Genomic DNA, 23,977 nt, shown 5'->3' with positions numbered 1-23,977 from the left:
GATCACGACCGCTTCGAACCGCTGTCCGCAGTGTCCGCACCGGACTCGGTCCCCTCGACGACCACGACGGCGTCGTCCTTCGCCGCCTTCGACGGGTCGGCGATCGCCTCGCCACGCGCGACCATGAGTGCTTCGTCGGAGAGCGGGATCTCCTTGATGAAGCACGCCAGGACGAATGCGATGAGCAGGAACGGGATGAGGTACCAGAACACCGGCGCCAGCGAGTCGGCGTAGGCGTCGACGATGCCTTCGCGGACGGGATCGGGCAGCAGCTTCATCGCCGCCGGATCGACGGTCGCGGTGGCCTGGCCGGCCTGGTCCGGTGTCGCACCGGCCGCGGTGAAGACCTCGACGAGCTTCTCCGCCAGGCGGTTGGTGAAGATGGTGCCGAAGATCGCTACACCGAGCGCCGCACCGACCTCACGGAAGTAGTTGTTCGAGCTCGTCGCGGTGCCGATCTCGTCGGCGGGCACCGCGTTCTGCACGATCAGGATGACGACCTGCATGATCAGGCCGAGACCCAGACCGAAGACGAACAGCATCGAGCAGATCACCCACAGCGGGGTGTCGCCCTCGAGGGTGGTCAGCCACAGCATGCCCGCCGCGGTGATGAGCGAACCGACGATCGGATAGATCTTGTAGCGCTGGGTCTTGGTGATGGCCAGACCCGAGCCGATCGAGGTGATCATCAGACCGGCCATCATCGGCAGCAGCAACAGACCCGAGACCGCGGCCGAGGTGCCCGACGACATCTGCAGGAAGGTCGGCATGAACGCGATCGCCGAGAACATGCCGAGGCCGAGGACGAAACCGATGGCCGTGGCGTTGACGAAGATCGAGTTGCGGAACAGCGACAGCGGGATGATCGGGTCCTGCGCCCGCGACTCGACGAGCACGAACAGGCACACGAACACCACGAGTCCCGCGCCGAACATCCACGTGAGCGGAGCGGTCCAGCCGCGATCGGCGTCGCCACCGAAATCCGTGAAGAAGATCAGGCAGGTCGTGGCGAGGGAGAGCGTGAGCACGCCGAGGATGTCGATCCGCTTCGTCGGCTTCTTCACCGGCAGGCGCAGCGCGAACCAGGTGATGACGAACGCGATGATGCCGACCGGCACGTTGATGTAGAAGCACCACTCCCACGTCAAGTGGTCGACGAAGAAGCCGCCGATCAGCGGGCCACCGACGGCCGACAGACCGAAGATCGCGCCGAGCGGGCCCATGTACTTACCGCGTTCGCTCGCGGGCACGATGTCGGCGATGATCGCCTGCGACAGGATCATCAGACCGCCACCGCCGAAGCCCTGGATCGCGCGGAAGACCACGAAGGTCCAGAAGTCGTCGGTCATCGAGCACGCCGCGGAGGCGAGGGTGAACACGCCGATCGCGATGAGGAACAGGTACCGGCGCCCGAAGACGTCGCCGAACTTGCCGTAGATCGGCATCACGATGGTCACCGCGAGCAGGTAGGCGGTGGTGATCCACGCCTGGTGTTCGACGCCGCCGAGTTGCCCGACGATCGTGGGCATGGCGGTGGAGACGATCGTCTGGTCCAGGCTGGCGAGCATCATGCCCGCGATGAGCGCGGAGAAGATGATCCAGATCCGTCGCTGGGTGAGAACCAGAGGTTCCGAAGTGGTGGTCACGGTGTTCCTGTCGGAATAGGAATATCGAGCTGTTAGGCGAAGGTGGCCTGCACAGAGGTGAGGCGATCGGAAATTGTTGCACTCGGTAACTTCTGCTGCAAGGCAATTTCCTCCGGGTCACTCGAACCAGGACCGCACGGGCGGTTTGACCCACATGATCTTCTCGTCCTCGTCGGTGCGGACCGCTGCCGGATGATCCGGGTGCTTCTGCGCCCACGCCGTCTTCTCGTCCATCAATCTCGCGGCGAGTTCCCAGGTCTCCATCGTGCGCGGCGGATGCGCATCCGCGGCCCGCGCCAGCTTGCGTCGCGTCTCGTCGGTCATGGCGAGCAGTTCGGCTCCCGAGATGCCGCGGTTCCATGCATACCGGGCCAGGGTCACGGCCTTGTCCCGCCGGTTCTTCTCGGCGCGATCGGTGTGGGCGAAGTCGGCGTCGCTCATGCTCCGAAGGTACGCGCCGGCCCGGATCGGGTTCACCGTCGACGATCCCGGATCCGGCCACGACGGTGCTGCCGTCTGTCTACCCTCGATGAGGGGGCCGAGGAGGCGTGATGACGGCCGACGAGATCCCGGAGGGCACACCCGACACGGTCGTGGCCCGTGCCGCCCGGCCGCCGCGGGTGCCGGTGTTCGACCCGACCCTCGGCATCGACGTTCCCCGGTCCTTCCGCGGCACACCGCCACACCGATTGGTGGCGCTCGGCGACTCTCTGCTGCAGGGCTTCCAGAGCGGCGCGATCTACAACACCGACGTCTCCGTCCCGGCGATCGTCGCCCACGAGCTCGGCGCCGATCTCCGATACCCGCGCTTCGGTGGACCGGGCGGACTGCCGCTGAACGTCGAAGTGCTGTTGCGCCGGATCGAGGAGCGGCACGGATCGACGCTCGAACCGTGGGAGCTGCCGACGGCGCTGTTCACGGCGCGCGGCTTCATGGACGAGGTCGAGGACTACTGGGAACGCGGACCCGGCGCGACACCACCGCTCGTCGGATATCTCCACAACCTGTCGTGTTTCGGCTGGGATCTGCGCGACGCGCTGCAGAAGACCGCCCGCGACTGCGCCGACCGCATCGCCACACCCCGCGACGATCTCGTGCGGCAACTCGTCGAGAACAACGGGGAGCGGGCGGCGCTGTACGTCTATCCGAACACCGACGACCGGCGCCGCGAGATGACACTGTTCGACGTCGCGGCCGAACTCGGTGCCGAGCACGACGGCGACACCGAGGCGGGCATCGAGACACTCGTCGTCTTCCTCGGTTCGAACAACGCGCTGCAGACCGTCACCGAACTGCAGGTCGTGTGGAGCGGCGACGACTTCCGCGACCTCGACGCGAAACAGGCCTACACGATCTGGCGGCCCGAACATTTCGACAGCGAGTTCGCGGAGGTCGTCGCGAAGCTCCGCGACATCGACGCGCGGCACGTGGTGCTGTGCACCGTCCCGCACGTCACCATCGCTCCGATCGCCCGGGGGATCGGGACGAAGAACGGCTCGCCGTACTTCCCCTACTACACCCGGCCGTGGGTGGACGCGCGCCGCTTCGATGCGAGCCGCGACGAACACATCACCGGTGCGCAGGCCCGCATGGTCGACGCCGCGATCGACCTGTTCGACGAGACGATCACCGAAGCGGTCGCCGACGCGCGACGTGCCGGACTGGACTGGTATCTGCTCGACACCGCGGGCATCCTCGACCGCCTGGCCGCGCGCCGCTACGTCGACGACCTCGATGCGCGACCCGCGTGGTGGCAGCCGTACCCGCTACCGCCGACCCTCGCCGCGCTCGACCCGGTACCGGACACGCGTTTCCTGTCGGCCGACGGTCACGGCGGTCGCGACAGCGGGGGATTGTTCTCCCTCGACGGTGTGCACCCGACGACGGTCGCCTACGGGATCCTCGCCCAGGAGATCATCGACGTGATGGTGCGTGCCGGCGTCGAATTCCGGTCGCCGAACGGAACGGTGCGAAACGGTCCTGTCGCCGTGGATTTCGAGCGTCTGCTCCGGCACGACACCCTTGTGCGTACGCCACCGCAGAACATCGATTCGACGCTGTCGATCCTGGGATGGGTCGACGAGGTGCTCGACGTGTTCCGGGTGCAGTTGCGTTTCGGTCTGTGAGGGATCAGGTCAGGTTGATGACGTGAGCGTGTGTCGCCACGGCGTCCTGCATCTTCTTCCGCGACAGCGAGCGCGGACCGCACGCGCATCCCGACGGAATGGCGTCGTCCTCGAACTGCGTCACCTCCAGGGTGTCCACATACTCCGAATTGAGTGATGTGCCGTTGTGCGGTGTCGCTTCGCGGTCGCGGTTGCCGCGGCCGCCGGGACCGCTGCGGGAGACCACGACCTGACCCTCGGTGGTGTTGTACACCGCCGCTACGGTGTGGCCCTTGGGACAACGAACCTTGAGGACGGCCTTCTCGGTGCGCTGGGGTCCGAGTTCCTTCACTGCGGCGAGCGCGAGCTTGCGACGTTCGGTAGGGGGTGTCGTGGCGATATCCATTTTCCTATTCCACCTCACAGTGTCGGGGTTCACAGGGCTTCGGCAGAACCGCTTCGGGATTTGTTTTCAGATGATCTCGTCGGTGAGCCGGTGCGGTGTGCCGAATCGATGAGCGGTGATCGTGACGGACTGTTCGGCCAGGAACGGCAGCATTTCGATTCGTCCGGATCCGGTCACCGGATGGTCGAACACCGCGATGTCGCATCGGGTGTTCCATTCGGCGGGCGGCGCTGCGCCGATCAGGCGGACACGCGCCGGGGTCGTGTCGACGATCCGTTCCTCCCATTCCACATCACTCTCCACGCGCACGCGACCGCCGAAACGTGCTGTATTCGAGCATCTTACGAGATCGACGGCGAAAGCCGAAGAGATTTCCACCGGCGCGCCCGCCCGGGCCGCGGCACCGAGCACGCGCACGAGTTCGTCGGGCCGCCCGGCCTCACCGAGGCGTACGTGTGTGCGAACGGGCCGGTACCGGAACAGGTTCCGCTCTGCCGAGAGTCCTGTGACATCTTGTGCCACAGCGAATTCCGACGTCCATGCTCGCTCGTCGTCCTCGAACGCCCGGCGCAGCGTGTCCTCGTCCCAGATGCACGGTTCCCAGGAACCGAAGCCGAAGAGATAGTTCGGCCCGCCCGCCTTGAAGCCCGCTCCCACCGACGACTTCTTCCAACCCCCGAACGGCTGCCGTCGCACGATGGCACCGGTGATACCGCGATTGACGTACACATTCCCGGCCTGCACCCGATCGAGCCAGCGGGCGATCTCGTCCGAATCCAGCGAATGCAGACCCGCCGTGAGCCCGTAGTCCACCTCGTTCTGGATCGCGATCGCCTCGTCCAGATCGGCCGCGGTCATCACCCCCAGCACCGGACCGAAGAACTCGACGAGATGCGTGCGCGACCCGCCTCGCACCCCGGTGCGCACACCGGGCGTCCACAGCCGGCCCTCCTCGTCGAGCCGGCGCGGTTCGACGAGCCACGACTCGCCGTCGTCGAGTTCGGTGAGCGCGGTGAGCAGTTTGCCCTGCGCCGGTCCGATCAACGGCCCCATACGTGTTCGCGGATCGTGCGCAGGCCCGACCGGCAGTGACCGCACCGCGTCGACGAGCTGGTCGCGGAACCGGCGGGAGGTCGCCACGGAGCCGACGAGGATCACGAGCGACGACGCCGAACACTTCTGCCCGGCATGCCCGAACGCCGACTGCACGACGTCGCGCACCGCCAGATCCGGATCGGCGCTCGGCGTCACGACGATCGCGTTCTTGCCGCTCGTCTCGGCGAGCAGTCGCATCCCCGGACGCAGCGAACGGAAGAGTTCGGCGGTCTCGTAGGCACCGGTGAGCACCACCCGGTCGACGCGCGGGTCGGAGACGAGCTTCGTGCCCAGCGACCGTTCATCGGCGTGGACGAGGTGCAGGACGTCGCGGGGCACGCCGGCATCCCACATCGCCTCGGCGAGCACCGACCCGCACCGAGCCGTGAGCGTCGCGGGCTTGAGGACCACCGCCGAACCGGACGCCAACGCCCCGAGCGTCGACCCCGCCGGGATCGCGACCGGGAAGTTCCACGGCGGCGTCACGACGGTGAGGGTCGACGGCACGAACCGCGCACCGTCGATCTCGTCGAGCGCGCGGGCCCGCTCGGCGTAGTACCGAGCGAAGTCGATCGCTTCCGAGACCTCCGGATCGGACTGGTCGAGCGTCTTACCGCCCTCGGCCGCCATCACCTCGAGCAGATCTGCGCGCCGCGCCTCGAGCACATCGGCCACCTGTTCGAGGATCCGTGCGCGTTCGGCACCGCTGCGGGCACCCCAGACACGACCGGCCGCGTTCGCGTCGACCAGCACGCGCTCGAGGTCGTCCTCGGAGGAGAGGGTGTGGCCGCGCACGGTGTCGATACCGAGTTTCGACGACGGCACCCGCTCGAGGATGCGGCGCCCCCACTCCCGGTTCTGCGGCAGGGACGGATCGGTGTCCGGTGTGTTCGTGAACACCGGCGGCGCAGGGGTGGGAGGACCCTGCCGGTTCTGCGTGCGGTTGGGGGAGGGGACGCTGTCGTCGAGCGCCGCCACCGACGCACGGAACCGCTGCTCCTCGCGTCCGAACAGGGCGGGATCGTCGGCCAGATCGAACACCGCCGACATGAAATTCTCCTGCCCCGAACCCTCGTCGAGCCGACGCACCAGATACGAGATCGCGACGTCGAACTCGTCGGGGCGGACGACGGGTGTGTAGAGCAACAGGCTGCCGACGTGTCGACGGATCACCTCGGCCTGGCTCTGCGCCATGCCGAGGAGCATCTCGAAGTCGATCCCGTTGCGCACCTGCCGGCGACCGGCGAGCTCCCACGCGTAGGCGATGTCGAAGAGATTGTGCCCGGCCACCCCGATCCGCACGTTCTCGATCCGCTCGGGCGTGAACGCGTAGTGCAGCAGCCGCTTGTAGTTCGTATCGGTCTCCTGCTTGGTGCTCCACGTCGCGAGCGGCCATCCGTGCAGCGACGCGTCGACCCGTTCCATCGGCAGGTTGGCGCCCTTGACCACCCGGATCTTGATCGCGGCGCCACCGCCTGCGCGTCGCGCCGCCGCCCACCGCTGCAGTTCGATCATGGCGGTCAGGGCGTCGGGCAGATACGCCTGCAGCACGATTCCGGCCTCGAGATGGAGGAACTCGGGACGGTCGAGCAGCGTCGTGAACGCCGCGACCGTCACGTACAGGTCGTGGTACTCCTCCATGTCGAGATTGACGAACTTCGGCGTCGGCGAGGTCGCGGCGAGACGGTACAGCGGGGTGAGCCGCTCGACGATGTCCGCGAGGGTCTCGTCGAACGCCCATGGCGAGTGCGGCGCGACGGCCGCCGAGACCTTGAGCGAGACGTAGTCGACGTCGTCACGTGCCAGCAACGCATGGGTGCCCTCGAAACGGCGACGCGCCTCGGCCTCGCCGAGGACGGCTTCGCCCAGCAGGTTGAGGTTGAGCCGGATGCCGGGTCGTTGCAGTCGTGCGATGGCCCGGCCCAGCGCGGCGTCGTCGGTGTCGACGACGAGGTGCCCGACCATCGTCCGGAGCGCGCGACGCGCGGCGGGGACGACGAGGTGCGGGAAGCGGGGACCGATCGCACCGCCCGCCCGCACGGCCGCGCGGAGGTGGACGGGAAGGAAATCCGGTATGTTCCGCGACAATTCGGCAAGGGCATGCGCTGCGGTCGCCGGATCCTCGGGGCGGATGACCTCGTCGACGAAGCGCACGGTGAACTCCAGTCCGTGGGGATCCTTCAGAACGTCGGCGAGGTGGCGGGCCGCACGGTCGGGTGCGACCTTCGACGATTCCTCCACCCACCGGCGGGCCAGGGCGACAGCATCCTCGACGATCCGCACGATGCGCCTCCGATCGACGGCGTTTCGAACCTGACGCCAATCTACCCACCGGAGCCGGTTCGCGTTTGCGGTCCGCGGTGCCGGGAATACAGCGCGAAGGGGACAGTCCCGACCGATGAGGAGACGAGAGTGAACCGTCAGGCCCCCGCGTCACGTGGCGCGGCGTCATCCGCCGAGCGCATGGCGCAGAACGGTGTATTCGAGAAGTTCGCACGTGCCGGCTACGTCGGCAGTGGCATCGTGCACCTGCTCATCGGCTACCTCGCGATCAGGGTCGCGTTCGGTCGCGGCGAGCAGGAGGCGTCGCAGTCCGGTGCGATGGCGGAACTGGGCGAGCAGCCCGGCGGGAAGATCGCGTTGTGGATCGCCGTCGTCGTCTTCGTGATGATGGGCCTGTGGCGGTTCGCCGAGGCCACCTTCGGCAAGGCATCCGAACCGGAACAACCCGACGCCGACATGAAGGACAAAGCGTTCGACCGGTTCAAGGCCGCCTGCGTCGGTGTCGTCTATCTCGCCTTCGCGTACACCGCGTTCGGGTTCGCCCGCGGCAGCGGCAAGTCCAGTGGTGAACAGAACGCGGGTCTGACGGCGAAGCTGCTGCAGTCCGGTGCCGGCAAGTTCGTCCTCGTCGTCGCGGGACTCGTCATCCTCGGTGTGGGCGCCTACCACGTCTACAAGGGCGCGTCGAAGAACTTCGTCGACGATCTGAAGAGCCACCCGAGCACGTTCGTGAAACGTCTCGGGCTTGTCGGTTACGTCGCGAAGGGTCTCGCGCTCGGTCTCGTCGGTGTTCTGGTGATCGTCGCGGTCTTCCAGGCCGACCCGCAGAAGGCAGCGGGCCTCGACGGTGCTCTGAAGACGTTGGGCTCGCAGCCTTTCGGTACGGTGCTGCTCGTTCTCATGGGCCTCGGCATCGCGGTCTACGGCCTCTACAGTTTCGTCATGGCCCGCGACGCGAAGATGTGACGCTCAGTCGTCTGCGTCGTCGAACCAGAACGACTCGGTCGCGACGTAGTGGAGGGTCGGTGGGCCGGGCAACTCGAACTCGATCGCGCCCACCGGCCGCAGCTCCCCGTCGTTGTCTTCGCAACTGGCGGTCGCGATGTTGAGTCCTGCGGCGATCCCGGTGAACTCGAGGGTCTGGTAGTTCGCTCCGAAGATCTCCGCGATTCCGGACTCGCCGGTGCCGAGCGCCGCGACGCAGATGAAGGGGTGGTCCTCGTCCGGTGGGGACGTGTACATCAGCTTCACCAGCACGGTGTCTCCGCGGGTGCTGACCGTCCACAATCCTCGGGTGTCCGTATCCGCCGCTGCGCTCGCGGCGGGTGCGAAACCGGCGAGCAGTGCGAGCGGTGCGAGCAACGAGACCGTCGCACGCAGGGTCCTGCGATGGTTCATGGGATCTCCTCGGAACCGCGGTGAGTCTCCGACATATTCATCGTCCGCACTCGACATCCGGGGAACGGGCGAATCGGATGTTCGTGAAGAAGACGTGACGGCGACGAGATCGTCGTACCCGGTCCGTGACTCCCCGGGTCACGAAGAGCTACCGCCTCGACCCAACTAGTTGACAACGCAACTAGTTGGGATCATCCTGGTCGAGAAAGCAACCACATCGGAAAGAAGGTGGATCGATGATCGCCGACGAGCAGCAGCGCTACGAAGAATTCGAGCGTCGGCGTGCACTCATCCGCGACGCACACCTGAAGCCTGCCGACGCGCGCCCGCAGTCGTCGGCGCGGGGACTGCACCACACTGCGCTGATCAGCAGCGACGTCGAACGGACCGTGCGCTTCTACCAGGATCTCCTCGAGTTCCCGCTGACGGAGCTGATCGAGAACCGCGACTATCCCGGCTCCTCGCACTTCTTCTTCGACATCGGCAACGGCAATCTGCTGGCTTTCTTCGACTTCCCCGGTCTCGACGTCGCCCCCTATCAGGAGGTCTTCGGCGGTCTGCACCACATCGCGATCAGCGTCGCCCTTCCCACCTGGGAGCGCTTGCGCGACAAGCTGATCGACGCAGGTGTCGAGCTCGTCGAACACAGCGACGTCTCGTTGTACTTCCGCGACCCCGACGGAGCCCGCCTCGAACTCATCGCCGACCCGCTCGGCGAGATGTACGGCTCGAAGGTGCTCTAGCGCGAAGCTCTAGCACGGGGTAAGGGGAGGTTGTGTGCGTGTCCGGCTACCGGACACGCACACAACCTCCCCTTCGTCTGTTCGCCGAACTCCTACTCGACGATCGGGAAGATCGACTCCCCGTCCTCGGGGGCGCCGCTGATCTGACCGCGGTCGACACGCGAATCCTGCACGATCACCCCGTCGACCTCGTCGGCGAGTTTCGAGTCCTCGGGGGCGCCGGTGGTGGCGTCGTCGATCACCTCGTCGACGTCCTCGGTGAGCTCGTCCGCCGGTGTCGCCGCGACAGGCTTGTCCAGCGGCTCGGCGGGTTCGACGTCGGGTTCCTCCTCGGCGAGGCGCTGGTCCAGCGACTCGCCTTCTTGCTCTTCACGCTGGGTCGTTCCGAACTTGTCGGCGCCGCTCCAGTCCTCGGGCGGGTCGACGACCTCGTCGCCGTCGTCGTTCCGCACTTCGTCGGCGTCGAGGCCTTCGCTGGGGCTGAGGGTGTCGCCGGGACCGTCTTCGATGCTCATGTCGAGGAGATACCCGGCCGGCCGGGTGCGAAACCGGCGGCGGTTTCACTCCTGCCGGATGAGGCTATGCCGACGGAACACCACATCGAGGGAGTTTCCCATGGACGAGAACGAACTCTTCCAGCACATCGAGAAGCTGGTGGACGAAGAGAAGACACTGCGCTCACGAACCGGCGCGGACGGTCCGAGCGACGAGGACCTGCAGCGGCTGGCCGCTGTCGAGAAGAGGCTCGACCAGTGCTGGGACCTGCTGCGGCAGCGTCGCGCGAAGGCCGAGTTCGGCGACGACCCGGACGACGCCCAGGCGCGGCCGGTCGACGAGGTCGAGTCCTACCGACAGTAGGGCGCCGACGGTGGGTCGACCGTTCTGCTTCGGCGACGAACCGTGGCCGGGTAGTTCGGCGTTCAGCACGTCGAAGTGCTCGGCGAGGTGCGGGACGAGGGTGGAGAAGTCGTCCATCGTGGCGCCGATCCCGTGCAGGAGGGGGAGGGGTTCACCGGATCCGGTGCGGCGGTAGCTCGGTCGTGAGTGCATCGGTTCCATCTTTCCCTTCCGGACGGGCCGGAGTGCTCTGTCGCAAAGGCTGTGTGTTCTGTCACATTCGTGAGGAAGGAAAAGCAACGACCTGGCCGAATGCCGTGTTATAGCCCTTGCTTATCGAATTTCTAGAAACTATCGATTGGCACAATTAATAGTTCGCGGATAACGTCGGAGCCGTCAACCCCATCGAGACGAGTGAGGTTTCTACATGTCGCTGATCAACAAGAAGATCAAGCCCTTCAAGGCCGAGGCTTTCAAGGACGGCGCCTTCGTGACCGTGTCCGACGAGGACATCAAGGGCAAGTGGGCGATCTTCTTCTTCTACCCCGCAGACTTCACGTTCGTCTGCCCGACGGAGCTCGGCGACCTCGCGGACCACTACGAGGAGCTGCAGAAGCTCGGCGTCGAGGTCTTCTCCGTCTCGACCGACACGCACTTCACGCACAAGGCGTGGCACGGCTCGTCCGAGACCATCGGCAAGATCAAGTACGCCATGATCGGTGACCCGACCCTGCAGATCAGCACCGACTTCGAGGTCCTCCGTGAGGACCAGGGCCTCGCCGATCGCGGCACCTTCCTGGTCGACCCGGACGGCGTCGTCCAGTTCACCGAGGTCACCGCTGAAGGCATCGGCCGCAACGCCGCCGAGCTCGTTCGCAAGGTCAAGGCCGCTCAGTACGTCCGCAGCCACCCGGGCGAGGTCTGCCCGGCCAAGTGGGAAGAGGGCGACGACACCCTCGCTCCGTCGCTGGAGCTCGTCGGCAAGATCTGATTCGTCGACGGAAATTCGTTCCGGTGGCACGGGATCGAACGTTCCGTGCCACCGGGCACCGTCCGGGTCCGCTCGGCTCGAGCTGAGAAGTTCGCCGACTCCCATCTCTTCCGGTCACAGTTCTTCCACCTCTGGAGTGAATCCTCATGCTCGACGCCTCCCTCGCCGCCCAGTTGAAGTCCCTTCTCGAAAAGGTCACCCAGCCGATCGAGCTCGTGTCGTCCCTCGACGACCGGCCGAAGTCGAAGGAACTCGCCGATCTCCTCGATCAGATCGCCGGCATGTCCGCTCTGGTCACCCATGTGCGCGACGGTGAAGCCACCCGTCGCCCCTCCTTCCTGATCCGCCGGGTCGGCACCGACATCGCGGTCGAGTTCGCGGGCATCCCGCTCGGCCACGAGTTCACCTCCCTCGTGCTCGCCCTGCTGCAGGTCGGCGGCCACCCCTCGAAGGAGGCCGTGGAGCTGCTCGAGCAGGTGCGCGACCTCGAGGGCGACTTCCACTTCGAGACCTACTTCTCACTGTCGTGCCAGAACTGCCCCGACGTGGTGCAGGCCCTGAACGTGATGTGTGTGACCAACTCGCGCATCAAGCACACCGCGATCGAAGGCTCGCTCTTCCAGGACGAAGTCGACGCACGCCAGGTGATGGCAGTGCCGACCGTCTTCCTCAACGGTGAGCTGTTCGGCTCCGGACGCATGAACCTCGAGCAGATCGTCGGCAAGCTCGACAGCGGTTCCGCCGAGCGCACCGCCGCCGCGATCAGCGAGAAGGATCCCTTCGACGTCCTCGTCGTCGGTGGCGGCCCCGCCGGCGCGACTGCCGCGATCTACGCCTCCCGCAAGGGAATCCGCACCGGCGTTCTCGCCGAGCGCTTCGGCGGCCAGGTGCTCGACACCATGGCCATCGAGAACTTCTCCTCCGTCCCTTACACGGAGGGCCCGAAGTTCGCTGCCGAGCTCGAGAACCACGTCCGCCAGTACGACGTCGACATCATGAACGTCCAGAAGGCCTCGAAGCTCACCCCGGCCCCCACCGAGGGCGGCCTCGTCGAGGTCGAGCTCGAGAGCGGCGCCCGGTTGCTTTCGCGCAGCGTCGTTCTCGCGACCGGTGCCCGCTGGCGCGCGATGAACGTGCCGGGCGAGCAGGAGTACCGCAACAAGGGCGTCACCTACTGCCCGCACTGCGACGGCCCGCTGTTCAAGGGCAAGCGCGTCGCGGTCATCGGTGGCGGTAACTCCGGTGTGGAGGCCGCGATCGACCTCGCCGGCGTCGTCGCCCACGTGACCCTCATCGAGTTCGACTCGGTCCTGCGCGCCGACGAGGTGCTGCAGCGCAAGCTCCGTAGCCTGCCCAACGTCGACATCATCGTCAGCGCCCTCACCACCGAGGTCCTCGGCGACGGTTCGAAGGTCACCGGCCTGACCTACACCGACCGCACCACCGACGGGTCGCGCACCCTCGAGCTCGACGGCGTGTTCGTCCAGATCGGTCTGCTGCCGAACACCGAATGGCTCACCGGCACGGTCGAACTCAGCCCGCGCGGCGAGATCGTCGTCGACGACCACGGCCGCACCTCGGTGCCCGGCGTGTTCGCCGCCGGCGACTGCACGACCGTCCCGTACAAGCAGATCATCGTCTCCGCAGGTGCGGGTGCGACGGCCGCGCTCGGCGCGTTCGACCACCTCATCCGCACGAGCGCCCCGGCCCAGGCCGAGGAAGCGGTCGCCGCGACCGTCTAGGCGTCACTGCAGCCCTGTGGCCGTCACCCCTTCCGGGTGGCGGCCACGTTGCTTCCTCGGGGAGGTTGTTGTCGAAGATTCTGCGGAAATCGCCCATATCCTCCCCCAATTCACCCAGCACAGGCATTGACGCGCTCTTTACCCCGGCGCTTCACTGAAATGCGTACGTGTGTCCCCATCGCGACGGTGTCCCAGGAGGTCGACCTATGCGCAGCACACGGAAGTCCGAACGGCGGCGCAGACGCGAAGGACGCCTGTATCGCAGAGCCGCCACGGCGGTGGCGCTCATGGGACTGGTCGCCCTGTGGGTGAATCCCGCGGCGTCGGCGGACGAGTCCACGGGATTCTCGCTTCCCTTCTCCGGAGCACCGGCCTACGAGCATCTGGCGCCGACGCAGGTCACCGACCCGTCCCGGTTGCACGCTCCGCTCGGTCGGGAATGGGCCGAGGACATCGCCCGGCAGATCGGGCTGAAGCCGGAAGATGCGTTGTCGGAGCAGCAGGCCCGTGATTTCACCACCGGCGGGGGAGTGGGCGGCAGCAAGGAGGCCGCCGAGATCATCCAGGGTTCCATCGACATCCTCATCAATACGACCGGCCACCCCCTGTACTCCGACGTGAACGGTGTCTCCACCCCGACGGTGCTGGGCAGTTACGGCCTCTACGTGACGCCCGACGGGATGCTGCAGAGCCCGGCCAACGCGTCGGCGCCGACGAGGCAGATCAACACGCTCATCGCGCCCGGCGGGTACGTCGACACCTGGCTGCGGAACAACGACGCGACGGACACGCTGGTGGCGCTGTACCGGTCGGCGTACCCGATCGAAGCGACCTTCGGTTTCGCGGCGCAACATATATCCGGCGCCGCACAGCTGGTCACCAATACGAAGGGCGACGTCGTCTCGACCGTCGGCATGTCGATGGCGCCACCGCTGTGGATCGTGAACTTCGCTCTCATCTACGCCGTGAGCCCTTCCCTCGCGGCCGCGATGCCGGCCTACTGGGCTCCCATCCCGCCCGAGGTTGCCGAGGCCATCGAGGCGAGCCCCACGGGTCAGGTGCCCTACGCCGATTACGCGTCGTACCTCCAGTGAACTTCGGGGAGCCGCGCGTACCTCGAAGGCTGCCGGTAGGGCTGTCGAGGTAGGTGTTGTTGTCGAAGAACGCGGGAAAATCGACAACAACGTCGGCCCCGATACGACGAACGCCCCGATACGACGAAGCCCCGACCGTGTGGTCGGGGCTTCGTGTGAGAGCCGATGACGGGAATCGAACCCGCGTATTCAGCTTGGGAAGCTGATGTTCTACCATTGAACTACATCGGCACGCTGGGCTTTTGCCGATTCTCGTCGACTCCGGCCCGAGCTTTCGGAGCAAACTGTAGCAGACTCTCCGGGTCGATCGCGGGACCCCTGGACCACACCGAGAGCCCGCAGACGCGGTCGAAGCGACGCTGGTCGCGCGGCGTCCACGGCAGCGGCATCTGCTCGAAAATCGTGTCGTCGATCTTCATCTTGTGGAGGTTGTCCTCCCAGTACTGCTTTCCGGGTCCATCGCGTTGTATTCGACCGGGCTCGACTCGGTGGAGCGCACCTGCGCGTGTGCCTTGTCGACGGGCGTCGTCATCGAATGTCCCGCATCGTCAGAAGTGACCACGACTGTCACCCAGATACGCGCCGACGGTAAAGACCGGAGGTTGCGCGGCACGGAAGCGGACGCTGCGAAGATAGAGCCATGGCAACTGGACGGCTCTACGGTGGACGCGCAGGCGAGGAACGACAGGCCGATCGGCGAGCGCAGCTGATCGAGGCCGGTCTCGATCTCCTCGGAGCTGCCGACGGCGAAGCCACCCTGTCGGTGCGCGGTGTCTGCAAGCGCGCAAGTCTGGCCTCGCGCTACTTCTACGAGAGCTTCGCCGACCGCGACGAGCTCACCGGTGCCGTCTACGACCACGTCGTCCAGCGCATCGCCGAGAGCACGCTCGCCGCCGTGGCCTCGGCACCGGCCGACGACGACCGCGCGATCGTGCGGGCCTGCGTCGAGAACATCGTCCGCGAGATCGACGAGGACCCGCGGCTCGGCCGCATGCTGTTCTCCGTCAGCCAGGCCAACACGCAGCTCGCGAAGCGGCGCCTCGACTCGACCCGCATGTTCGCCGGGCTGGTCACCGCCCAGGCCGAGAACATCTACGCCATCACCCCGAGCCCCCGGCTCGACCTGGCGGCGCACTACGTCGTCGGCGGACTCGCCCAGGCGCTGACGGCCTGGCTCGACGGCACCGTGCCGCTGAGCCACGACGACGTCGTCGAGGAGTGCACCGAACTGCTGATCACGATGTCGGCCCAATTGCGACGCGACTCGGCCACGTAGAACCCCGCGGCCGCGCGATTGTTAACCTCTACGCGTGCTGCTCTCCGATCGCGACATCCGCGCCCAGATCGCCTCCGGGCATCTGGGCATCGACCCGTTCGATCCGGAGCTGGTGCAGCCCTCGAGTGTCGACGTCAAACTCGACAGCCTGTTCCGCGTCTTCAACAACACGCGCTACACGCACATCGACCCGGCGAAGCAGCAGGACGAACTGACGTCGCTGGTGCAGGTTCCCGAGGGTGAGCCGTTCGTGCTGCACCCCGGCGAGTTCGTGCTCGGGTCGACGATGGAGCGGTGCACCCTGCCGGCCGACCTCGCCGGTCGCCTCGAAGGCAAGTCGTCGCTGGGCCGGCTCGGTCTGCTCACGCACTCGACGGCCGGGTTCATCGACCCGGGTTTCGACGGGCACATCACCCTCGAGCTGTCCAATGTCGCTAACCTGCCGATCACGCTGTGGCCGGGCATGAAGATCGGTCAGCTGTGCCTGTTCCGGCTGACGAGCCCCGCCGAGCACCCGTACGGCAGCGCGAAGGTCGGGTCCAAGTACCAGGGCCAGCGCGGGCCTACGCCGTCGAAGGCGTACCTGAACTTCGTGCACAAGCATCCCGACGCGCGCCCGAGCTAGTTCGTCCTGCGCACGTCGCAGACGAACCCCGAGGTGAATCTCGTCCGTGCGGGTCGGGCACCCTCTCGCCCGGGTTAATCTCTGCATGTGCGCGTCGCTGCGGTCGCCACCACACTGCTGCTCCTGCTCGCGGCCTGCGCACAGGACACCTCGTCGCGCCCCTCGCCTCCCGAGGATCTCCCGGTAGTGCGTGCCGACGGTGACCGGCTCGTCCTCGACGGCCGGACGTGGTGGCCCGCCGGACTCAACGCATACCAGCTCGGTACCCGCTGGGAGGTCAACCACGGATGCGGTGCCGAGGTGGACCTCGACGACTTCTTCGGCACGCTGGCGCCGCGTTCGATCGTGCGTTTCGACGCCTTCCAGTCCCACGCTGTCCACCGAATCGGCGGCACGCTCGACTTCACGGCGCTCGATGCCGTCTTCGACGCCGCCGAGCGGCACAGGGTGTACCTGATCCCGGTGCTCGCCCCGCAGGACAGTGATTGCGACGCGGGTGGATACAAGCAGGCGGACTGGTACGACGCCGCTTGGCACGACCCGCTGCCGGGTCATGTGCTCGCCTACGACGACTGGGTCGCGACCGCCGTCGAACGGTGGGGTTCGTCACCGGCGGTCGCGATGTGGGAGCTGATCGGCGAACCCGAGACCGCGACCTGCACCGACGACGAGTGCACCCTCGAACGACGCGAGTGCTTGCCCGGCGGTGCTCGGCTGCTCCGCAACTGGATCGACGAAGCAGCCGGCATAGTCCGCGAGCACGACCCGGACCGGCTCGTCACCGTCGGCACCATCGGAGGCGACCAGTGCGGTTCCGCCGGCGACGATTTCGCGACCGTCACCGACGCCGAGCAGCTCGACGTGGTGCAGTACCACGACTACGACGACGCACAGTTCCTCGAACGGCGGCTCGACGGATTGTCGAAGCCGATGCTCGTCGCCGAACTCGGTGTCCGGGCCGGTTCGTGCCGCGCGGTGAGCGAACGTGCCGATATCGTCGACCGCACGCTCACGCGGTACCGCGATCTCGGGGCCGACGGCGCACTGATGTGGTCGTTCGTCCCCGACCCGCGACCGGACGAGTGCACCTACGACATCGGCCCGGACGACCCGGTCCACTACGTCCTACGGCGTCACCACGGCTCAGGGTGACGTCCGGTCGAGTACCCGGAAGAGTCGCCAATCGGGTTGGTCGGCACCGTCGTTGGGGATTTCGAGTTCGAGTACCGCGATGTCGCTGCCGGTCTCGTAGATGGTGGGGTAGCGGCGGTTGACGGCGTCCGATGTTCCGCGGCCCTCGTTGGGGACGGTCAGGATGTACTCGACCCCGGAGGCGGAAGGGCGGTTGAGCACGGCCGTGAAGTCGGAGTCCGAAGGGATGACGAACGTCTCGGGGCGTTCGGTGGCCGAGAAGATCGCGAACCCGTAGACCGTGTCCATCAGCACCGAGCCCGGCGGTAGGTCCATCGCGTCGAGGTATTCGGCGATGCGTCGTTCTGTGGAGAATGCCGCGATCACCTGTCGCTGCTTCTCACGCACCTCGGACGGATCGTTGTCGTCCGGGAACAGGACCGTGCGCAGCGCGTGCTGTTCCTGCGACAGGGTGGGCGAGCCCATCGCGACGAACGTGACGGGCAGGCTGCACACCAGGAGCACCGCACCCAAGGGTGCTGCGCCGCTGGGGTCCTCCGTCCTCGGAACGGCATGCGGCCCGGGGCGTCGTGCCGTGAGCAGTCCACGTCGCGGAGCCAGTTGTACGACCCACACCGCGAGCAGCGGGATCGCGCAGATGTAGAAGCGCAGGAACGGGAAGGTCATTCCGCGTGCATAGGACAGGGCCGCGAAGCCCAGGACCGCGCCGAAGACGACGAACGGCACGAGCGGTTCGAGATCGCGTCGTCGCCATGCGAGCACCGCCACGACCGGGATCAGCAGCGGAAGCGCCGGCCCGAGCACGACGGTCTCGGCGAGCGAGAAGGCGATCGCACCGAGCCCGCCCGACGACCCGCCACCGCTCTGCTCGAGGATGGCGGCGTTGCCGTAGGCCGAGGTGAACTGCGCGAGCCATTCACCGGTGACGAGCCAGCTCGTCACGACGAACGCGACGAAGGCCAGAGCGAGGGGAGCGGCGACGAGGATCGCGTCCATGATCGCCGGCTGCCATCCCGAGCCGGGAGCGTATCGTCGCGATCGGTACCGGACGAGCAGTGCGACGAAGACCGTCACCGCCCCGCCGACGGCCAGCGCGTCGTACCGCGCGAGATACGCCAGTGCCAGGGCGATTCCGGTCAGCGCCAGGTCGTGGATGTCGTCGGTGCTGCACCAGCGGATCAGACGACGCGCGGCCCAGCACAAGGCGAACAGGAACGGCGCCTCGCTCATCCCGTTCGCGCCGTAGTAGACGATCATCGGGTTCAGGGCGAACACCGCCGTCACCGTCCACACGAGCCACGGCGTGCAGCCGCGATCGCACGCGATGCGGTGGATCTGCACCGCCGCGCCGGCCATGAACGGCGCCGACATGAGCACGGCCGTCACCGCATAGGCCGACAGTCCCGGGAACCACGCCGACAGTCCTGTGAGGGGCACCTGGACGAGCGCGGTGAGGGGTGTGAACACGAAACCGATGGCGGCGAGGTGCGGGTCGCGGCTGAGCAGCACCGACCGCGCAGCGCTGACACGGCTGAGCGAATCACCCTGGTAGTACTGCACGTCCAGCGCGAGCCACAGTCCTACCACCAGATAGATCAGGCAGGCGGTCCAGAACACCCACGTGCTGCGGGTCCTCACGACGACAACCCGTGGAAGGTCTTCTCCCAGTAGGAAGGATTACGGATGAGCTGATAGGTGCCTTTGATCGCCGCGATCGACATGAGGACCCAGTAGAACGGCACGGTCAGGCACGGCCACCACAGGTTCGAGTGGCCCGTCTCGCGGCACGCCACGAAGTTCATGTACATCACGGCGACGTTGCCGAACACGAGCGAGATCAGCGCGGGGAAGTAGGCGTACCAGGGGAAGATCTCCTCGATCAGTTCCGCCTGGCCGAGCAGCCACGCGAGCGTCGTCATCCAGAACACCATGTTCAGGCACGCGATGATCGGCGTGCCCGCGAGCAGGGTCGTGAAACGCAGCATCCCCGCGGTGCCGATCACCCGCCACAACCGGACGGGCCGGCGCATGTGGACCAGCCAGGTCTGCAGATAGCCCTTGTACCACCGGGATCGCTGCCGCACCCAGTTGATCGGATCGCTGTTCGCCTCCTCCAGCGTGGTCGAGTCGAGAACCGCAGTGGAGTAGCCGGATTCGGCGATCCGGACGCCGAGGTCGGCGTCCTCGGTGACGTTGTACGGATCCCACGCACCGATCTCGTCGAACACCGATCGGCGGATATGGTTCGACGTCCCGCCGAGCGGGATCGGCGAGTGCGACTTCATCAGTCCTGGCAGGATGAAGTTGAACCACAGTGCGTAGTCGGCGGTGAACCAGCCGGTCAGCAGATTCTGGGTTCCGTTGTGGAAAGCCAGTTTCGCCTGTACACATGCCACGTCGTCGCCGAGACGGTCGAAGACGACGACCACCCGACGCAACTGCAGGGGCTCGGGGAGGTCCTCGGCGTCGAAGATCGTGACGATCTCACCGGTGGTGAAGTGCAGTCCGTAATTGCACGCCTTCGGTTTCGTCCGTGGGTCGGCGGCCGGGACGAGCAGGATCTCGACGCTCTCGCCGAGCCCGGCCTTCTCCGCGGCCTCGATCGTGACGGTGTCGTCCTCCTCGAGGAGCAACAACACCTGGAGCTTGTCGGCCGGATAGTCGAGCGCGGCCATCGCGGCGAGCAGATCGCCCACCACCTCGGGTTCGTTGTAAGCGGGGACGAGCACCGTGTACGGCGGCAACTGGTCGTCGGTGAGGGCGAGAGCTTCCTCGTCGTCGACGATGAACTGCGCGTCGCGTGCCATGCCGCGGGTGAACAGCAGCAGCCGGTCGGCGAGGGTCGCGATGTACCCGAAGGTGCACAGCACGGTGAAGACGATCAGGGTCGGTTTCGTCGCCACGACGAGCGCGAGCACGAAGGCCCCCGCGAGTGCGAATCCGAGGTATTTCTGCCACGGCACGAACGCGACCGACGCCGACGAGACGGGGCTGCGTTCGCGCAGTCCGTGCACCGCTTCGTGCAGGGCCGCGGTCCGGTAGGCGTCGAACTCGACGGTGTCTTCGGGCGGAACATCGTGTCCCGAGCCGACGTTCACTCGCCCTGCCATTGCGCCTCCACGAGTTCGCGACCCACCTCGATGAGCATGGAACGGTCCTTGTACTCGGGATCGGTGTCCTCGACGGTGCCGTTGCCGCGCAGCAACACTCGCATCAACGTGCGCGCATTGGTGACGGTGTTCGGCTCGGGCTGCGGGAACGGCGCATCGAGTTCGTGGTTGTCCACCGTCAGCAGGCTCACCCGCTGGGCGACGGTGTCGCTGCGGGTCCACACGAAGCTGAGCAGGCTCCACGTCAGGAGCAGGTTGTCGTCGACGACGGTGAAGTACTCGGCGGTGACGCCGCGACCCAGGTCGACATATTCCTTCGGGCTCACCCGTGATTTGCCCAGTGCGTACATCGATTCGGTGGGGTACACCGCGAACGAACCGACACGACGCACCTGCAGTGTCTGCAGGGCGACGGTGCGGGGACGCAGCAGCCGATCCCATTCCGGGTTCGGTTCCTCCGCCCGGAGCATCTGCCGCCGCAGCACCGATCCCTGACGGAAGTATGCGCGGGGCCAGTCGTAGTCGACGGACGACAACTGCACCCATCCGGATGGGACGATCTGGGTGGCGGTGCCCGAGTAAGGGGGCCCGACCGAGACCGGCGTCAGGCGCTGGTCGGGAAGCGGCAGGAGTGCGGCGAGCAGGGTGGCCACCGCGACGCACATCGCTCCGCGCACGGCCTGGGGAACCGACACCGGATTCGGTGGCAGCGTGCGTGGCGCGAGCCCGCGGTAGGTCCACAGATAGGCACCGGCCCCGACGACCACCGTCGCGACCACCGCCGGCACGTACTGCGACACGGCGATGGGTGCGTCCGGCCACCGCTGATCGACCAGGACGAGCACCACCAGACCGGTCACGAATGTTGCGGAGCCGTAGAAGAATCCGCGGGCCCGGGTGCGCCGCGTCGCGAGTCCGACAGCCGTGGCGGCGAGCACGAGCGTGACCTGTCCCGCCGCGAGCTTCGTGCCCCCGGCCTCGACGAGCACGATCCGGTAGAGCACGGGCGAGCTCAGGAAGAGCATCGCCCACGCCTGCCAGTACGCCGCGGTCACGCGCAGACCGAACATCGCGACGCACGCCCCGCACACGAACACCCACGCGGCGAGCACGTCGAGGTGCATCACCTGATAGTTCGTCGCGTAGCGCGGCATCAGCAGCCCCTTGATCGCGAGCGCGATCAGCAGCAGGAGCACCGACGTGATGATGTCGGTCTGCCGGTCGTGGATCGGCAGTTCGTTCTTCCGCTGCCGCGTGATGCCGATCGCAACGATCGCGACGAGAGGCGGCACGATGAGGACGTAACCACCCGTGGTGCCGGTGCGGATCTCGTCGAGCAGCTGCAGCCAGGTGGAGTGGAAGCCGATCAGGGTTGCGGCGACTATCGCGATCCACCGATTGGTGGTGTGCAGCATCGCGTTCGTGAAGAACCGCTCGATGAACGACGGATGCTCGGTTGTCGTGGTCATCGTGTTCACCGCGACTGCGGACGGCGCCGACGGGTGAGCGACCACACCGCGGCGCCCGCCGCACCGACGACGAGCAGGACGATCCCCGCGACGACCACTGCGGTCACCGTGCTGTCCGATTCCGACGACGCCGCGTCGACGTCGTCGTCCCGGGTGTGGGGATCGATGAGGGTGATCGGTTCGCGGGCGGGCGCGGTGAACAGCACGCTGCCCTCGAGTTCGAACCAGCGACCGGGCTCGGCGGCGAGCCAGTCGAGCGTCCGATCGAGTTCCTCGGGAGCACCGGTCGACGTGGCGACCAGCACGGTGCGTCCGTCGTCCCGCACGACCTGCAACGAGGCGAAGTCCACCTCGGTGCCGAAAGTGAGGCTGGTGCTCTCGCCGTCGGCGTTGCGGACCTCGAACCGGCGGTCCTCGGTGCGGACGAGCGGCAGCTGCGACTGCAGATCTTCGGGCAGGAGACCATTCGCGGCTACGATCACTGCCGGTCCCGACGAGGCGAGCGCTTCGTCGATCGTCACCCATTCGGGGTCGAGCGGACGGCTGGTGAGCGACTGGAGCCCGGCGACGAGCTCGACGGCACGGGCGACGTCGACGAGGCTGCGATCGGAGGTGGCGACGTCGACCTTCGGCATCAGCGTCTGGGGCAGCGACGGGAAGCCGACGGGCAGCGGAGGATCCGCGAGGGTGCTGAAGACACGACTGCCGCCGTCGATGCGCAGGGTGACGGGTTGTTGCAGACCGCACTGCTGCTGCGCGCCGGTGGTGCGGAGTTCGACACTGATGTCGGTGAGCCGCCCGAGGGCCGAGTTCGGAACCGTGACGACACGGTCGATGACGCCGCTCGCGTCGGCGGCCCACGAATCGAGCATGATGTCGCCGACGGAGACGGTGATCGACCCGCCCTGGGTGGCGGGGAGCGGGGTGTAGGTGCCCTGCAGGTCGATGCGCACATCGCGCACCGGCCGCCCGAATTCGGTCTGGTCGAGGAAGAGGTGTACGTCGGCGAGGCCGAGACCGCTCGTCTCGAGGTCGGACACGCGTAGGTCGTACAGGGTGGTCGAGTCCGGAGCGAGGATGGGCGGGACGTCGAAGGTGCCGACGGCGACGTCGGAACCGATGGCAAGACCGGACAGGATGCTGTTCACCAGGCCTACCTGGTCGAGGAGGGTCTGGGCGTCGCCTCGGACATACAGGGCGGGCGGCCCGTCGGGCACCGGCACGACCTCCGCACCCGTCTGGTCGCCCTCGCTGACGACGATCTGCCGGACGAGCGGGGTGTCGGCTGCAGGGGGTACGCCGTTCGCCGGGAGTTCACGTACGTCCACGGGCACCTGCCGCCCGGGATACCGGGCGCTCACGGTCGCTGCGAGGTCGAGGGCGACGCCCGCTTCGGCGTCCGTGGGGTCCTCGGCCAGATACAACTCGAGGCGATCGAGGACCGGCGGGAGGTAGTCGGCGACCGCTTGCGGCGCCGCGGGTGTGCCCGCGTACCGGACCAGACCGTCGCGCAGACGTACCGAACCCAGCGTCCAGTCGTCGGGGCAGATGTTGTCGACGGCGACCAGGTGCAGATCGAGCGAGACCACCGCGGCGCCGTTCTCCACCTTCGCCCCGGCGAGCGGAATCGTCAGGGGCACGATGGCGCCACCGGGCGGCAGTTCCACGCGGGTGAGCAGGCGCCCGTCCGAGACGACGTCGATCCATCCGCGCGCGACATTCGTGGGCAGTTCGGCGGTGGTGTCCAGGAAGGCGGGAGTATTTCCGGCCGGGACAGGAAATGTGAGTGTGACGACATCGGAATTGCCACGGAATTCGATGTTCGGCCCGAGCCCGAGCTTGCGGGTCGGGAATGCGACCTCGCCCGGAGGAGTCGGTTCCGTCGGTTCGAGATCCTGCGCTGCAGCGGTAAGCGGGTTCGCGCACAACGTCATCGAGGCGGCAAGAGCCAGCACAAGGGTGCGACGGGAACGGCGACCGGTTCTGGGCGATGTCACTCGAGCAG

22 protein-coding genes and 1 tRNA gene are annotated in these 23,977 nt (G+C 67.0%); 10 read left to right on the top strand and 13 right to left on the bottom strand.

The genetic code is table 11. The features are described 5' to 3' along the window. Positions 1-2: 2 nt before the first annotated feature. Positions 3-1,646 carry an MDR family MFS transporter gene (locus tag BO226_RS16845; RefSeq protein ID WP_071935761.1) on the bottom strand — a complete coding sequence of 548 codons (1,644 nt, stop codon included), beginning with the start codon at positions 1,644-1,646 and terminating at the stop codon, positions 3-5. Positions 1,647-1,763: 117 nt separating this feature from the next. Continuing rightward, positions 1,764-2,087: a hypothetical protein gene (locus tag BO226_RS16840; RefSeq protein WP_024102029.1), complete on the bottom strand. Its 324-nt coding sequence runs from the start codon at positions 2,085-2,087 to the stop codon at positions 1,764-1,766. Positions 2,088-2,197: 110 nt separating this feature from the next. Here BO226_RS16840 and BO226_RS16835 point away from each other — a divergent pair, with 110 nt between their 5' ends. Further along, positions 2,198-3,772 (top strand): hypothetical protein, encoded by a 1,575-nt coding sequence (locus BO226_RS16835; protein WP_071935760.1) that lies wholly within the window; start codon positions 2,198-2,200, stop codon positions 3,770-3,772. A gap of 4 nt (positions 3,773-3,776) precedes the next feature. On the opposite strand, the gene BO226_RS16830 is transcribed toward BO226_RS16835, so the two are convergent. Then, positions 3,777-4,157: a hypothetical protein gene (locus BO226_RS16830; RefSeq protein WP_016696235.1), complete on the bottom strand. Its 381-nt coding sequence runs from the start codon at positions 4,155-4,157 to the stop codon at positions 3,777-3,779. A 66-nt stretch (positions 4,158-4,223) separates the two neighbouring features. Then, the gene (locus tag BO226_RS16825) at positions 4,224-7,535 is read right to left on the bottom strand and encodes a bifunctional proline dehydrogenase/L-glutamate gamma-semialdehyde dehydrogenase (RefSeq protein ID WP_071935759.1); all 3,312 of its coding nucleotides are present in this window, start codon (positions 7,533-7,535) and stop codon (positions 4,224-4,226) included. Between the two features lie 180 nt (positions 7,536-7,715). Here BO226_RS16825 and BO226_RS16820 point away from each other — a divergent pair, with 180 nt between their 5' ends. Beyond that, entirely contained in the window at positions 7,716-8,501 is a 786-nt protein-coding gene (locus tag BO226_RS16820) for a DUF1206 domain-containing protein (protein WP_006552648.1), read from the top strand. A gap of 3 nt (positions 8,502-8,504) precedes the next feature. On the opposite strand, the gene BO226_RS16815 is transcribed toward BO226_RS16820, so the two are convergent. Continuing rightward, positions 8,505-8,933: a hypothetical protein gene (locus BO226_RS16815; protein WP_006552647.1), complete on the bottom strand. Its 429-nt coding sequence runs from the start codon at positions 8,931-8,933 to the stop codon at positions 8,505-8,507. Positions 8,934-9,169: 236 nt separating this feature from the next. On the opposite strand from BO226_RS16815, the gene BO226_RS16810 reads away from it, so the two are divergent. Beyond that, positions 9,170-9,676 (top strand): VOC family protein, encoded by a 507-nt coding sequence (locus BO226_RS16810; protein WP_071935758.1) that lies wholly within the window; start codon positions 9,170-9,172, stop codon positions 9,674-9,676. Between the two features lie 92 nt (positions 9,677-9,768). Here the strand turns inward: BO226_RS16810 and BO226_RS16805 are convergent, their stop codons facing one another. After that, positions 9,769-10,191 (bottom strand): hypothetical protein, encoded by a 423-nt coding sequence (locus BO226_RS16805; protein ID WP_033096299.1) that lies wholly within the window; start codon positions 10,189-10,191, stop codon positions 9,769-9,771. Positions 10,192-10,291: 100 nt separating this feature from the next. On the opposite strand from BO226_RS16805, the gene BO226_RS16800 reads away from it, so the two are divergent. The 4 genes from BO226_RS16800 (at position 10,292) to BO226_RS16780 (ending at position 14,340) form a co-directional block, all read left to right on the top strand. Continuing rightward, entirely contained in the window at positions 10,292-10,534 is a 243-nt protein-coding gene (locus tag BO226_RS16800; protein ID WP_006552644.1) for a DUF2630 family protein, read from the top strand. Positions 10,535-10,940: 406 nt separating this feature from the next. Then, a complete protein-coding gene (gene ahpC / locus BO226_RS16790) occupies positions 10,941-11,504 on the top strand; it encodes an alkyl hydroperoxide reductase subunit C (protein ID WP_006552642.1) in 564 nt (187 codons plus the stop codon). Positions 11,505-11,650: 146 nt separating this feature from the next. Continuing rightward, complete coding sequence (gene ahpF, locus BO226_RS16785; RefSeq protein ID WP_071935757.1) at positions 11,651-13,246, top strand: alkyl hydroperoxide reductase subunit F; 1,596 nt, start codon at positions 11,651-11,653, stop codon at positions 13,244-13,246. Between the two features lie 206 nt (positions 13,247-13,452). Continuing rightward, complete coding sequence (locus tag BO226_RS16780; RefSeq protein WP_071935756.1) at positions 13,453-14,340, top strand: hypothetical protein; 888 nt, start codon at positions 13,453-13,455, stop codon at positions 14,338-14,340. A 160-nt stretch (positions 14,341-14,500) separates the two neighbouring features. Here BO226_RS16780 and BO226_RS16775 read toward each other — a convergent pair. From BO226_RS16775 to BO226_RS28595, 3 genes are all read right to left on the bottom strand, one after another. After that, positions 14,501-14,571: transfer RNA gene (locus BO226_RS16775), tRNA-Gly, on the bottom strand. Beyond that, the gene (locus tag BO226_RS16770; RefSeq protein WP_006552640.1) at positions 14,562-14,759 is read right to left on the bottom strand and encodes a hypothetical protein; all 198 of its coding nucleotides are present in this window, start codon (positions 14,757-14,759) and stop codon (positions 14,562-14,564) included. Before BO226_RS16770 ends, BO226_RS16775 begins: the two co-directional genes overlap by 10 nt. After that, positions 14,756-14,872 (bottom strand): hypothetical protein, encoded by a 117-nt coding sequence (locus BO226_RS28595; protein WP_332260671.1) that lies wholly within the window; start codon positions 14,870-14,872, stop codon positions 14,756-14,758. The genes BO226_RS16770 and BO226_RS28595 overlap by 4 nt, the downstream gene beginning before the upstream one ends. A gap of 108 nt (positions 14,873-14,980) precedes the next feature. On the opposite strand from BO226_RS28595, the gene BO226_RS16765 reads away from it, so the two are divergent. From BO226_RS16765 to BO226_RS16755, 3 genes are all read left to right on the top strand, one after another. After that, the gene (locus tag BO226_RS16765; RefSeq protein ID WP_006552639.1) at positions 14,981-15,616 is read left to right on the top strand and encodes a TetR/AcrR family transcriptional regulator; all 636 of its coding nucleotides are present in this window, start codon (positions 14,981-14,983) and stop codon (positions 15,614-15,616) included. Positions 15,617-15,650: 34 nt separating this feature from the next. Beyond that, entirely contained in the window at positions 15,651-16,241 is a 591-nt protein-coding gene (gene dcd / locus BO226_RS16760; protein WP_016696219.1) for a dCTP deaminase, read from the top strand. An 87-nt stretch (positions 16,242-16,328) separates the two neighbouring features. Further along, entirely contained in the window at positions 16,329-17,393 is a 1,065-nt protein-coding gene (locus BO226_RS16755) for a hypothetical protein (RefSeq protein WP_064256163.1), read from the top strand. Here the strand turns inward: BO226_RS16755 and BO226_RS16750 are convergent. The 4 genes from BO226_RS16750 to BO226_RS16735 are packed head-to-tail and all read right to left on the bottom strand — an operon-like array spanning position 17,385 to position 23,969. After that, positions 17,385-19,031 (bottom strand): ArnT family glycosyltransferase, encoded by a 1,647-nt coding sequence (locus BO226_RS16750; protein ID WP_198040570.1) that lies wholly within the window; start codon positions 19,029-19,031, stop codon positions 17,385-17,387. The genes BO226_RS16755 and BO226_RS16750 overlap by 9 nt on opposite strands. Further along, positions 19,028-20,503 carry a glycosyltransferase gene (locus BO226_RS16745; RefSeq protein WP_033096294.1) on the bottom strand — a complete coding sequence of 492 codons (1,476 nt, stop codon included), beginning with the start codon at positions 20,501-20,503 and terminating at the stop codon, positions 19,028-19,030. The genes BO226_RS16750 and BO226_RS16745 overlap by 4 nt, the downstream gene beginning before the upstream one ends. Next, complete coding sequence (locus BO226_RS16740; protein ID WP_232237981.1) at positions 20,488-21,972, bottom strand: archaeosortase/exosortase family protein; 1,485 nt, start codon at positions 21,970-21,972, stop codon at positions 20,488-20,490. The genes BO226_RS16745 and BO226_RS16740 overlap by 16 nt, the downstream gene beginning before the upstream one ends. Positions 21,973-21,977: 5 nt before the next feature. Then, positions 21,978-23,969 (bottom strand): hypothetical protein, encoded by a 1,992-nt coding sequence (locus BO226_RS16735; RefSeq protein WP_071935753.1) that lies wholly within the window; start codon positions 23,967-23,969, stop codon positions 21,978-21,980. Between the last annotated feature and the right edge of the window lie 8 nt (positions 23,970-23,977).

The organism is Rhodococcus sp. 2G (assembly GCF_001886355.1).
Lineage (GTDB): Bacteria > Actinomycetota > Actinomycetes > Mycobacteriales > Mycobacteriaceae > Rhodococcus > Rhodococcus pyridinivorans.
This window is presented reverse-complemented; position numbering and strand designations above follow the sequence as displayed.